Below are 13,124 nucleotides of genomic sequence, written 5' to 3'. Positions count from 1 at the left end.
CTCACGCTTCGGGTTAGGATTCAATCCACAAGCCGTGACGCGTTGGGGTTCCATTTTGGCGGGCTTGGAAGCCCATCGCACGGGGCACGAACCGGGGATCGTTCGGCGACGGGACGACAATCATCTGTCGTCGCTCCGCGACTGGGGAACTTGTGTGTTGTCGGCGGCTGACCTTGGGTTGAAAACCCAAGGCTGTCGGCTGCCGTCGCTCCGCGACTGGAGGTACGTCCGGGGGATGGAACAACCGCGGAGCGGTGACAGTTGTCAGCCTCGGGTTTTTCAACCCGAGGTCTCGAGTGTCACTCCCTTGACTCGGCAAGCCGCGGAGCGGCGACAGGTGAGATGAGGGAGATTGAAAAAGTGAAATTGTAAAATGTAAATTGCAAAATCCGGGTGGTGGATGCGATGACGGGACGCGAACCGGAGGAGCATCCTGCGGCAATCATCGCCCCGGATGGGGCCGGCGTTCTTAGCTCGGGGCGGAAGCCCCGAGACCGATGACGAAACACAAGAGACCGCCCCGGACGAGGCCGGCGTCGGGCATGCCGCGTGGGCCTCGCGGACCGGCGTGTTGATTCACTCGAGTTCACAACCCGACGCGTGAGCGAGGGACCCACCGGCTCGCTGCAATGGCACGCAATCCCTCACTCACGCGTCGGGTTAGGATTCAATCCACAAGCCGTGACGCGTTGGGGTTCCATTTTGGCGGGCTTGGAAACCCATCGTACGGAGCACGAACCGGGGATCGTTCGGCGACGGGACGACAAACATCTGTCGTCGCTGCTATGTAGGTTTTTTCGTCAAGGGTGAATTTTGGATCTCGCTGGGAGATTCCGATCTGCATCGCAAGCTGCTATTCGATCGTGACAGGATTGCCGTCAGATCAGTAAACGAGTTCGCTTCGCAAAGCGGGTGATTCAAGTGAGAGCCGGATCATTCTCCGCGACGGGGAGGACCCAGCGACGATTCGATCGCGACTCTCGAAGGACTCTTGGCCAATGCGGGAATCTCTTCAAAAGACTTCAAGCATCAACCCTGTGACGAAAATTCCTCTCCTAGCAGGTGACGGTTCGGTTGTTGGATGTGGTTCAACTTCAATTGCGGATTCAGTGGCATCGCACGGTGGTCGTTCTCTCTTCTAGGCAGCTTGCATCCTCGAAGCCTCTTGAAGATCAACTGGGCCGCTCCGCCCGAGTAATTCGCTCGACACACCGCACTCCAAGGCACGATGCCACATCACCACCCCGAGCTTCCGCATCATCGCCACGAGTGCTTTCTTGGTTCGTTTGCTTTGGCCCTGTTTGATGCGATGGTAGTCCTTCGCCGCTGACTCACTCCGCGAGATCGATACCCAGGCCGCTTGACAGAGCAATTTGCGAAGTCTGGCAGGCCCCTGACGCGTGATTCGGCCTTTGCGATTGTCACTCTCTCCACTTTCATGACTCGAAGGAACCAGCCCCAAATACGCACCAACTTGCCGGCGATTGCTGAACCGCGTCAGGTCACCCATCTCGGTCAGGAACGTCATCGCCGTCAACAGCCCAACACCAGGAATCTCACGCAGCCTTTTATGAGCAGCGGCGTAACGCGATTCGCCCGATAGTTTTCGCAACGCGCTGTCGAGCTTGGTCTGTTCCTGACGGAAGGCTTCGTAACGATCCGCTAGTCGCTCGAACGTCGCGGCGACGACCGAGTCCATCTGAGCGATCACGTCTTCTCGCAGCCAGCGAACGAATCGCTTGGTCCAGTGGGTTTGATACCACGACGGCTTGGTGATGCCGCGTCGCTTCAGCCCCGAGAGGATTTTCAGTTTGACGCGAGTCAGCTCGTCGCCGACGTCGATCCGAGCCCGGACGAGCTCCCGGTCATCACGAAGTCGCTGGGGTGGCGTCCAGACGACCGGCAGCGAATTACCGGCTAAAACGTGACCACGGACTTGTTCCAATAGCATTTGAGCGTCCTTGGCATCCGTCTTGAGCTTGGCGGACTTCGGGGTGGTGGGCAACAGTGATGGCGAAAGGACGTAGCATTCGATGCCCGCTTCGTGCAGTTCGTCGGAGAGCCCGAACCCGAGCCCGGAGGCTTCGTATGCAAAGACAATTCGCTGGCACCGCTCTTTGTCAGCGAGCCGTTTGATCCGCGCGATCATGTTTCGGCGTCCCGATGGATTGTTTTCGTGGGCAAGTTGCTGGGGCACTTGCGTGCCGACGGCGTAGCGAAGGAGCATGCTGCGGTCGTGAAGGTCGCAGCCAATCATGATAGACTTGGACATGGATTTGGTACCTCGTTGTGGATTGTTTCAAAAGCTATTAAACGTCCCAACGAGTGTGCCAAATCTTTTCCACTCTGACTTGCCCCCTACATAGTTTCTCCGCGACTGGGCAACTTGTGTGTCGTTGGCGGATGACCTTGGGTTGAAAACCCAAGGCTTTCGGCTGCCGTCGCTCCGCGACTGGAGGTGCGTCCGGGGGATGGAACAACCGCGGAGCGGTGACAGTTGTCAGCCTCGGGTTTTCAACCCGAGGTCTCGAGCGCCACTCCCTTGACTCGGCAAGCCGCGGAGCGGCGACAGGTGAGATGGGGGAGATTGAAAAAGTAAAATTGCAAATTGCAAAATCCGGGTGGCTGTGGCGATGACGGGACGCGAACCGGAGGAGCATTCGGCGGCAATCATCGCCCCGGATGGGGCCGGCGTTCTTAGCTCGGGGCGGAAGCCCCGAGACCGATGACGAAACACAAGAGACCGCCCCGGACGGGGCCGGCGTCGGGCATGCCACGTGGGCCTCGCGGACCGGCTTGTCGATTCTTTCGAGTTCACAACCCGACGCGTGAGCGAGGGACCCACCGGCTCGTTGCAATGGCACGCGATCCCTCACTCACGCGTCGGGTTAGGATTCAATCCACAAGCCGTGACGCGTTGGGGTCGGAAAGCGAGATTGCCGGGGAAGGGCAGTGCGAGCCACTTCCCATGCCCGCCTCCTCACTCCGCAGAAGCACGTTTGGGCAGCACCCAATTCGGACGCACGAAATGGCACGTGTACCCGTTGGGGACTTTCTCGAGGTAGTCCTGGTGCTCGGGTTCGGCTTCCCAAAAATCGCTGACAGGTTCCACCTCCGTGACCACCTTTCCCGGCCACAAGCCCGACGCATTCACGTCCGCCATGGTGTCCAGTGCGGTCTGCTTCTGCTGCTCATCGACATAGTAAATCGCGGAACGGTACGACGGACCGCGGTCATTCCCCTGACGGTTTGGCGTCGTCGGGTCATGAACCTGAAAGAAGAACTCCAGCAACTGACGGTAACTCGTCTGCTCCGGATCAAACAGAATTTCGATCCCTTCGGCATGGTTGCCATGATTGCGATAGGTCGCGTTGGGCACCTCACCGCCGGTGTAGCCCACACGCGTCGATTCAACGCCAGGCAACTTGCGAATCAGATCCTGCATGCCCCAAAAACATCCGCCTGCCAAAACCGCTCGCTCTGTCATCATACTTCTCCATTGAATCTCATCGGAATGAAAAGAACTGTGGCATCGTCTTCCAGCCCGTGGTGGTCACCCCACAGGCTGGACGACGTTGCCACGTTCTATTTGCCAATGCAAAACCGGCCGAACACGCGGTCCAGAATATCATCGGTGTAGACCTGACCGGTCACTTCCCCGATCGCCTCGACAGCCAGACGCATTTCTGCGGCCACCAATTCGTGTCCCGCGGCTTGTTCCGTCCACTGTATCGCTTGGTCCAGGTGATCCATCGCGGCAGCCAACGAATCCTGGCAGCGTGCGGCGGTGCCGATCACATTGCCCGTCTCTCCGGCGTCCCGCTGTTCCGCGAAACCGACCAGGCTCTCGATCAATTTCTCCACGCCCGCCCCCGACTCACTGCTGAGAGCGAAGTCCGCCTGCATCAAATCACCCTCCCAATCCGCTGGCATCAAATCTCGTTTGGTCGCGACACAGATCAGTTCTGCCGATCGCTTGGCATCCGGCACAACCGCATCAGGGTTTCTCAAGGATTCAAAATCGCCGCCGAGGGTCGCATCCATGCACCACACGTGCACGTCCGCTCCACGGGCCGCTTCCGCCGCCTGCAACTGAGCCTCGCGCGAAACACGTGCCTCTGGATCCGACTCCTCTCGTGATTCCAACCCCGCCGTGTCGATCAATTGAAACGAATGACCGCCCCAGCTCGACTCCACCGTGACCAGATCACGAGTCGTCCCGGCCTGATCGGTCACGATCGCCGACTCGGTACGCGACAAGACATTGAGCAACCGGCTCTTCCCCGCATTGGGCAACCCTCGCAGGACAACCCGAATCGTTGGCGACGCCCCCCCTCGATCACTGAGCTGCGAACGCGTTTGTGAAAGCAGAGCACGAAGTTCATCGAGCCGTCGCACCAACACTTCATCGGAGATGAACTCAATGTCTTCGTCGACAAAATCCAACCCGGCTTCCACGTCCGCCAGCAAATCCAACAAGGTTGAACGAGCCGATTGCAACGGCCGCGAAAGGTTGCCGGCCAATTGCGACAGCGCTTGATCCAAACTGCCGCGATCCTCCGCTTCGATCACGCCGAGCACCGCCTCGGCTTGCGTCAGATCCAATCGTCCAGCCAAGAACGAACGCATCGTGAATTCACCTGGACGCGCGGCTCTGGCCCCGGCCCGAATGGCCGCATCCAAACTGGATTGCAGCAACGGCGGCGACCCCATCAGATGCAGTTCCGCCGAAGGCTGTCCGGTGTAGCTGCGCTGGGTCGGCCAAACCATCACGTCGACGTCGATGGCACCGAGCGGCTCCCCGAGAGCGAGCCTCTTCGACGCTCGAAACGGACGTCGACCGATCGATTCGGCCGAGTCCAAGATCTCCATCCGACACAACACATCGAGGCAGTCATGACCTGACAGACGCACGATCCCGCGAGGCGCGGGCGCCATCGGCGAGGCGATGGCGGCGATGGTGTCATCCGCTTCCGAGGTCACCGGGTTGCCATGCCTGCGGCCGCTGGCCCTGCGTTCAGGCCATGGTCGCCCAGCGACGTTGTGGTTGCGGGCACACTGGAACTGGCACTGCGGGCAACCTTCGTCTCCGCTCCGTCGATGCTGGGGCCGGCGTCTTTCAACGCATCCAACACACTCTGCTGGGACACCAAATCTCGCAGCACGATGGGCTCCGCTGGTGATTTCCCTGGGTAGATCGCCAACACGGGAATGGATCGACTTTGCAGCTCCTTGAGCTTGGCTTCGATCTCTGGATCTTGATCCGTCCAGTCCGCGAGCATCGGCACCGCGTCCAGCTCTTCAATCAACTGGCGAGTCGCTTCGGTGTTGAGCGCGACGTTGTAGTTGACGATGCAGTTCACACACCACTTGGCCGTGAAGTCGATCATGACCGTGCGTCCCTCGGACTGATACTCTTTCAACTTGGCTTCGTCGTAAGGCTGCCACGCAATCGTCTTCACACCTTCGGCTGGCTCCGGTGCAGGGCCCAACCACTGGAAAGCGGCGACGCCGATGATGATGGCCGAAGCCACGCCACCCGACCAAGCATACAATCGCGATTGCAGGCTGCTCCAACTGGGCACCTTGCCGATGATCCAGCAACCAAACCAAACACCGATCAAGGCCACGAACACGGGCAACTTGTCGCCGTCACTGAACTGGTTGAAGAAGAACGCCACGGTTCCCAAGAACAAGAAGGCGAGGAATTCTTTCAGCGTTTCCATCCAGGTGCCAGGCTTGGGCAACCAAGCCACAAGCGACGGCCAGATGCCGATCATCAGGTAAGGCAATGCCATCCCGACGCCAACGATCATGATCACCGCGACGGTTTGCAGACTGGTCAACGCGAAGGTCAACCCCAGGATGCCACCCAGCAACGGTCCGCTGCAGGGCGTCGCCAACACGGTTGCGAAGACACCTTTGAAGAACGCACCGGTGTAGCCCTCGCGTTGCTGCAGAGCTTGCGAAGTCTTGCCACCGGCCATGCCCGGAGCAGGGATTTCCCAAACACCGAGGTAGCTGAGCGCCATCGCGAACATCAACAACGTCAAACCCAAGCGGACGGGGAAGTACGTGAACTGTTGGCCCCAATTGAAAGACAACACCACTGCCAGCGTCGTCAGCACCGCAAACACCGACAAAATGCCGAGGGCGTAGACCACGTTGAGGAAGAAAATTCGCTTGCGATCTTGGCCAGCCTGCTGAACAAAACTCATCACCTTCAGGCCAACGACTGGCAACACACAAGGCATGAAGTTCAGGATCACGCCGCCGATGAAAGCAAACAACAGCGTCGTGCCAAAGGCAGTGCCAGCGTTCTCAGTGTCGTCCAGCACAGCGGCTTCGCTGACTGTCTCACGGGTCACACCATGAGCCGCTCCAGCGGCACTCGAACCACTCGCTGCGGCGTCCGCCATCGCAATCCGGGGCGTGTCTTCGGTTTGGGCATTGGTCGTCGCTCCGGGTTCGGCACTGGCACTCAGTGAAGGAGACAAGCCCTTGTCCACCCACTGCAGCGTTGCCGCATCGTCCAACACCAACATGCGTTTCTTGGCAGCCAACGTCATTGGCTTTGGTTGCGACTTCGCAGGAGCCGACGGGACCACATTGACGACGGTTTCAAACCCGATCGCTTTGGGCTGCTGACAACTGTCATCCGTGCAGGCTTGATAGGCGATCCCACCGGCCAGTTTGTGTTCGCCCGGCGCCGCATCGGCGGGGATCGACACGGGGATTGTCCAAGTCACATTGCCATTGTGATAGGTCACGCCGGGCAACAAGGCATAGTCCACGGATCGCGACTTGGTTTGAGGTGCACCGACCTTCAACTTCGATTTCTCGCTGACCACAAAGTTGGTCTTGGACTGCTCGTCGTTCACCGACGAGGTGTAAACGTGATACCCCGCATCAGGAATCGCAGTGAAGCGAAGCGTCCCGGTTTGGCCGGGTTCCAACTCGGGCGTCAAGTTGATTGCTTCCCATCGCACAACGTAATCGCGATCACGAAAAGCCTTCTCGATCTCAACGGGATGAGCTTTCAGTCCCGCTGGATCCTCCGACTTCGTGGACGCCATCGTTTGCTTGGCTGGCGTCGAAACCGACTCAGGAACATCGCCTGTGAACTTGGCGGTCAAGGTTTCATTGATGGGCATGCACGCCCCGCCGGTCAGACACGTCAACGCGTCCAGACGAATCTGCAAGTCACCCAACTGAGAAACCGTCGCTCCATCCGCCAATTTTGCGGTGACGGTGAAGTTGACCTCTTCTTCGAACTCTTCGACGGTGATCCCGCCAAAGTCCTGCGAGACGCTCCGTAATGGTTCTCGGTCGCTTTTCCAATCCCCGGTCAGTTTCACGGCTTCCGCGTCGACCAAACTCAACTTGGTTGGCTTGGGTCCGCCTTGGGGCTGGGTCGTGGAATACAAATGCCACTTCGGCTGAAGTTTCACCTGGACCTGAATCTCAATCTCACCCTCCGCAGTGGCCGAGTAGGTCGCTGTGGCATCCGCGGGGTCGTCGGTCTGCAGTGCCGCGTTGCCGTCCGCAGCAAAATCGTCCAGCGAGAATTCGGAGAACAAACCGGCCGTGTCCGGCTCGTCCGCCTGCACCGGCACCACCGCCGTGACAGCCAACAAGGCCGCGAACAGAACAACACCAGGAACACACATTTTCCGAGCAAACCCGGGTTGATAACTGCGATCCATCGAAAACATCCTCCGACGAGATAATTCAATGAGATGAGAAGACATCGAACCCCATTCGTTCGACTGAAATCAGTCCCGTAGCTTAACAAAAGTGGCAAACTGAATCGATCAAACCGGAAATTCGGTTTGAGAGAGACTCAGGAGACGAGAAAAACACTCGCCGCCTCAGTCCAATCCAATCCACCCAATTCGCCATTCCCACCCACGCGTTCAAGCGAAGCAGAGTCTCGCCCAAGGCAAGCTCTTCGGGTGTCGGGCTCTGAAGAAAGAATGGGCGTGCCTCGGCTCCATCCGCCAATCCCAGCCCGTGATTTGCGGAGGCAATCCGATTGTATCCCTCCACGGCCAATCCCAGCCGCGTGATCGTTGACCGCTGTTCCAGCTGAACCGGAAAGCTGCCCGCCCAGCGAGCCAAGTCCACGACCGGACAATCCCAGTCCATCGCGTCGTGATCAATGATTCCAGTCACCCGTTCGCGATTTGCACTGAACAGGATGTGTTCCCGGTGGACGTCGCGAAGCACCCAAGCCCGACGCCAGTGCGCCGGTGGCTGCTCAATGTGTTGCTGCAATTCCGAAACCAATTTGCGATGCATGATCACGCCTCGCTCGACCATGCAATCCGTCGCGGACATCATTCGCTGAGCGAGCTCTTGATAGCCGACCTGGGCAGCCTCCCGCTGGGGCCCCGTCGGCAGAGCATGGATTGGTGGAACGTTGCCCCCAAGCTCGCTCGCAGGCACACTGCCGTCATTCCCTGTCACACATCGTTCCAGCAGCGCTCGCCAGCGTGCCGTTGTGTTGGGCAATCGCTCTCGCAGCGAACTCCCCGACAAGACCCACGGACTCAGTTCCTGAAGCCGTTGCATTCGATCCCGCAAACAACGCGGGATCTCGTTGGACGGATGAGATGGCTCGGGCAAAGTGCTCAGCCTCGCCTGCACCCGTGCGATCGCTTTCCCGCCGAGCAACAAGGTGCGCGAGGCAGCGGTGGGATCCATTGCTTCGCGATCGGTGCACGCGGTCCCTTCCACCCACGGGATGCATTGCCATTGTCGGCCATGCTCAAAAACGACCCAGCGACCATCCGCGGTCGGAACAGGCACAGCGAGCAACCCGGAACGAAACGGGGCTTCCGTCGATGAAAATGAATTCAACGAGAGCAAAGAATCGCGGTCAGCAACCGCGGCATTCAAGAGAGATGGTGGCGAGATGCTTTCGCCGCGAGGAACGTCCAGCGTGGGCCCGCCGGGAACGTCACTCGACGCATCGGCAGGTTCCGCCATCGCTCTGGCCAACGGATCAGCCAAACCATGCCAACGAGCCACGGGCTGGCTTTCGGGCGACACCTTCAACGCATAGTAAAAGGGGTTCGCGGCGAGACGAATTCGATACACCCGCCCGCCGCTCAACCCTGGGTTCCACGAATCAATGCCCAACGACGCTGCGTCTGGAAACCAGAGTCGTGCGATTCGTGAAACGTCCAAAACGAAGCTACTTCTCGGCCAGGAATGACATGATGGATTGTTCAGGGACTGGCAATTTTAACAACGGTGCGAACTCAGCGGTGAGCTCATCCACTTCGGTCATGCATTCGACCAGCGACTCACCTGTCATTCCAGACAGTCGCTTGCAAGCGCTCGTGAATTTCTCCTGCTCGTGCCATTCCTTTTCACTGCACGATGGCAACAAGGATGCCAACGCGACACAAGCGGCACCGCGAGCCTCACTGCCCATTTCCAGCAACTGCTCAATCTCGGTGTGCTGAGCAATCAAAGCCACAAACTCTTCGGGAAGTTTCCAACGGGTCGCCAAAATCGCGGCGGCGTCCGCATGGTTCCAACCAAACATCTCTTGCTCCAAACCGCTCAGGCGTTTGCCTTCCGCGGCACGCTTCTCCACCAACGCTTCGTATTCCGTCGGCAACTCTTTGAGCAACAACGGAATCGCCATGTCTTGCAACAAAGCTCCCGCAAACAAATCTTCAGACGACTCCAGCTTCAACAGTCGTCCCATCTTTCGCGCAAAGATCGCACGACGCAGCGAGTCCTGCCACAGCGCCTTGAGATCAAAGGGACCGAACTTGGGATTGGGAATCACACTGAACACGGCGTTCCACAAAGCGAAGTTCACAATCGCTCGCGAACCCACCAACGTGATGGCCTGCGGGATGCTCATGATTTCGCGACTGAACCCGAAATACGAGGAATTCACAAACCGCAACACCTGCCCCATCAATCCTGGATCAGCCTCAATTGGCCGAGCGAAATCATTCGGTCCGGCTTCTTCTTTTTGAGACAATTGCAACAGGCTGATTGCGCTGTGTGGCAACGCTGGCAAAATGTCGACATGAAAAACATCTTCCAAATTGGTGCTTTCTGCGACGCTGGTCATCGATCTCGGCTCGTAGGTCATTGGTGCATGGTTCGCCGCCGCGAAAGACTCGCGTGGACTTGATTCCGAAGGCTGATGGAACACTACGCCACGAATCTCTCCAAGCACGCCGAGGAAGACGACGGACCAAGCTGGATTCGCGATCAACATCTTCCCTTGGAAGCCTTTGCCGATTGCACCGGTTGCAACGACGCGGTTTCGTGATGTTTCCATTCACCATCCCGCGCTGACCTTTTGCCTCATCAGTTGTCTGCACGCATCCAGTGAGGCCTGGCTCCCGGCCAGCCCAGTTCCACGCAAACCACGTCTAACGATGGACTTACGCCGCCAGACAAACAATCGCAACCGCTCTGGCCCAACACGTGCAACCGCCCAGTCCCATGGCACTCGCACGCTTTCGTTCGCTCGGCAACGCCCGATCCAACTCCCGCATTTCATCTCACCACCTCGGCAACAGCCCGCAGGTGGATGCGTCGTTCTATTGGAACCGCCTGCGACGAACAGCTGGTTTGGCCGTCTTGCTCGGGATTGTGAACGTTCTCAGCGGTGCCTCCGGACCGATGAAAGCCTCCCATTCCAACGGAACGCACAGCCCGACAACGCCAACTCTGGCCGAACTGCCGCCAGAACCAATGGCAACGCACTCACCACTGGCAACCAGCCCACCGCAGCCCCCCCCTCACCAGCCCGCCAGCAACGGCCCACCACAAGTCGCCAGCGGCCCGCGAGCTGTGCCTCCCGTGGGTTGGCGACGCACCGTCAATGGCTGGGAAAACGTCGCGGAATGGCCCGGTGCACACAACCACCTAGGGGGGATCCCTGCGCAAGTGTCCCTCTCAGATCAGATCATTTTGCAAGAGAAACGCGAACCCGCGATGCTTCGGCACTGGATGGACAAGCTTCGGCACACCCATCCCGCGGTCATCGCTTCCGTGCAGATCGTCAGTGTCCTGATTCTGTTCGCAACCTGGCTGGCGGTCCGAGAGAAACCCCGGCGGCGATTGCGTTCCCCTGGGAACTCGAGCCAGCTCGTCTCGTAACGTTTCGTCGGTGGTTCCCGCAAAACACGAACCTTTCGCGATTTGGCAGGCCGCTTTGCCTGAACTTCTCACCGCCTCGACCAGGGATTGCCTCGCCCGTGACCAAACGTGTCACGCCCCTGGCGAATACTAAGGGTGTGAAGAGGAGGCAGCCGAATGCGGTCTTCTCTGTGCCCCAAACGTCGATGAACCAAACGTCCATCCGACGTCACATCCTTCCGTGAAAAACCTGTCGAGCTTTCATTGTCTCCGGCAGCTTCCTCGATAGGATCGCCCCTGCGACTTCGCAGGGATCGCCATGTCTGACCATCGTTGGTCTGGGCATCGGTTGGGTTTGAATTGGAAACACCAAAAGTTTGTTCAGGGAATAAAGGAATCAGGACATGGCAAAGCAACCACGCATGGCAACGCCCGCAGCCTCCAAGGGCGTCAAGCTGGATCCAGGCATGAAGACCATTCTTGAAAAAGAACCCGGTCTGAAGACAACACTTCAACAGATCGAAAAGTCGTTTGGCGACGGTGCGATCATGCCGCTGGGAGCTTCCCAAAAGCTGACCATCGATTGCATCTCCACGGGCAGCCTCAGCCTCGACATGGCTCTGGGTGGAAAGGGCATCCCGCGTGGCCGAATCATCGAAGTCTTCGGACCGGAATCTTCCGGGAAGACGACGCTGGCTCTGCACATTGGTGCTGAAGCTCAAAAGTCTGGCGGGATCGCGGCGATCATCGATGCCGAGCACGCCTTTGACCCCAGTTGGGCCAAGAAGCTCGGCGTGGAACTGGACAGCCTGCTGGTCAGTCAACCCAGCAGCGGTGAAGAAGCGATGCAGATCTGCGAGATGCTGGTCAAATCCAACGCCGTCGACGTGATCATCATTGACTCCGTCGCGGCCTTGGTGCCCAAGGCGGAACTCGAAGGTGAGATCGGCGACAGCCACGTGGGCTTGCAAGCTCGGTTGATGAGCCAGTCGATGCGGAAGCTGACCGGTGCGATTGCCAAAAGCAAATCCGCGGTCGTCTTCATCAACCAAATTCGCGAGAAGGTCGGTGTGATGTTCGGCAGTCCCGAAACCACACCCGGCGGCCGTGCCCTCAAATTCTATTGCTCGTGCCGAATCGATGTTCGTCGGATTGGCAGCCTGAAGGACGGCGAAGAGCAAGTCGGTCAACGCGTCAAAGCCAAGATCGTCAAGAACAAGGTTGCACCTCCGTTCCGCATCGCTGAATTCGACATGATGCACTCCAATGGCATCAGCTTCGAAGGCGACTTGCTGGACCTCGGAACCGAGAACAAAGTCGTCAACCGCAGCGGTTCCTGGTTCAAGTACGGCGACACTTACCTGGGGCAAGGCAAAGAGAAGGCTCGCAACTTCTTGATCGAAAACCCAGACGTCTCCGACGAGATCAAGCAAAAGGTCCTGGTCGCGGGCGGCTTTGTCGCACCGCTCGAAGGAGCCGAAGACGAGGGTGAAGAAGCAGTCAAGGACGGAGAAGCCGTCGCCAACAGCTGACCCGCGAATCGGGTTGGTCGCGAGGTCAGTTGACCGCCAACGAAACGGATCGTCCCGGGGAAACCTGGGGCGGTCCGTTTTTTTGTGCCTGCCTGCGTCGCTGTCTCCACCCGATGAAATACGGCAGCATCCGACCCGCCAAGTGGAAGCCAAGTAAAAATCAACGGCAGTCTCCGCTATCGCCCAGCAAGGGCGTTCCGCCTGCCGCTGGGCCAATCGCTATGTCTTTTTCTTGACAAGGTGCTACCAAAACTCACAAATGAATGCAGACATAGGAATGAGTATTCCACCCCCTTGCATGACATCGAATCAGCTCATGAGACAGAAAATCCAGATCGCAACCATAGTCCTGTTTGCAATATCGCAATCATTGAATGCTTGCTTATCCGATGACAAACACTCAAGAAAGCCTCACAAAGAAGACACAGAAGAAATTTCGATCGACTTGGACTTAAAACCAGAACGACAGGATAT

At 58.3% G+C, this 13,124-nt stretch carries 9 protein-coding genes; 3 read left to right on the top strand and 6 right to left on the bottom strand.

All coding sequences use genetic code 11. The features are described from left to right. Positions 1 to 1,138 precede the first annotated feature (1,138 nt). The 6 genes from UH5x_RS20440 to UH5x_RS20415 all read right to left on the bottom strand — a co-directional run bounded on the left by UH5x_RS20440 (position 1,139) and on the right by UH5x_RS20415 (position 10,099). The gene (locus tag UH5x_RS20440; protein WP_482633045.1) at positions 1,139 to 2,272 is read right to left on the bottom strand and encodes an IS110 family RNA-guided transposase; all 1,134 of its coding nucleotides are present in this window, start codon (positions 2,270 to 2,272) and stop codon (positions 1,139 to 1,141) included. Positions 2,273 to 2,980: 708 nt separating this feature from the next. Beyond that, the gene (msrA, locus tag UH5x_RS20435) at positions 2,981 to 3,490 is read right to left on the bottom strand and encodes a peptide-methionine (S)-S-oxide reductase MsrA (protein ID WP_315852638.1); all 510 of its coding nucleotides are present in this window, start codon (positions 3,488 to 3,490) and stop codon (positions 2,981 to 2,983) included. A 95-nt stretch (positions 3,491 to 3,585) separates the two neighbouring features. Next, complete coding sequence (locus tag UH5x_RS20430) at positions 3,586 to 4,983, bottom strand: tRNA modification GTPase (protein ID WP_482633510.1); 1,398 nt, start codon at positions 4,981 to 4,983, stop codon at positions 3,586 to 3,588. Continuing rightward, positions 4,980 to 7,715, bottom strand: a complete 2,736-nt coding sequence (locus UH5x_RS20425) for a protein-disulfide reductase DsbD family protein (RefSeq protein WP_482636040.1) — start codon at positions 7,713 to 7,715, stop codon at positions 4,980 to 4,982. The genes UH5x_RS20430 and UH5x_RS20425 overlap by 4 nt, the downstream gene beginning before the upstream one ends. 73 nt (positions 7,716 to 7,788) lie before the next feature. After that, positions 7,789 to 9,102, bottom strand: coding sequence for a phosphotransferase (locus UH5x_RS20420; protein WP_482633509.1), 1,314 nt, complete (start codon positions 9,100 to 9,102; stop codon positions 7,789 to 7,791). Between the two features lie 97 nt (positions 9,103 to 9,199). Then, positions 9,200 to 10,099 carry an HDOD domain-containing protein gene (locus UH5x_RS20415; RefSeq protein ID WP_236696059.1) on the bottom strand — a complete coding sequence of 300 codons (900 nt, stop codon included), beginning with the start codon at positions 10,097 to 10,099 and terminating at the stop codon, positions 9,200 to 9,202. Between the two features lie 75 nt (positions 10,100 to 10,174). On the opposite strand from UH5x_RS20415, the gene UH5x_RS20410 reads away from it, so the two are divergent. The 3 genes from UH5x_RS20410 (at position 10,175) to recA (ending at position 12,650) form a co-directional block, all read left to right on the top strand. Continuing rightward, a complete protein-coding gene (locus UH5x_RS20410; RefSeq protein WP_261340213.1) occupies positions 10,175 to 10,303 on the top strand; it encodes a hypothetical protein in 129 nt (42 codons plus the stop codon). Between the two features lie 176 nt (positions 10,304 to 10,479). Beyond that, a complete protein-coding gene (locus UH5x_RS20405) occupies positions 10,480 to 11,139 on the top strand; it encodes a hypothetical protein (RefSeq protein ID WP_482633508.1) in 660 nt (219 codons plus the stop codon). 383 nt (positions 11,140 to 11,522) lie between these two features. Beyond that, positions 11,523 to 12,650: a recombinase RecA gene (gene recA, locus UH5x_RS20400; protein ID WP_047813294.1), complete on the top strand. Its 1,128-nt coding sequence runs from the start codon at positions 11,523 to 11,525 to the stop codon at positions 12,648 to 12,650. Positions 12,651 to 13,124 lie beyond the last annotated feature (474 nt).

Source organism: Rhodopirellula sp. UH5, from assembly GCF_056839225.1.
This window is presented reverse-complemented; position numbering and strand designations above follow the sequence as displayed.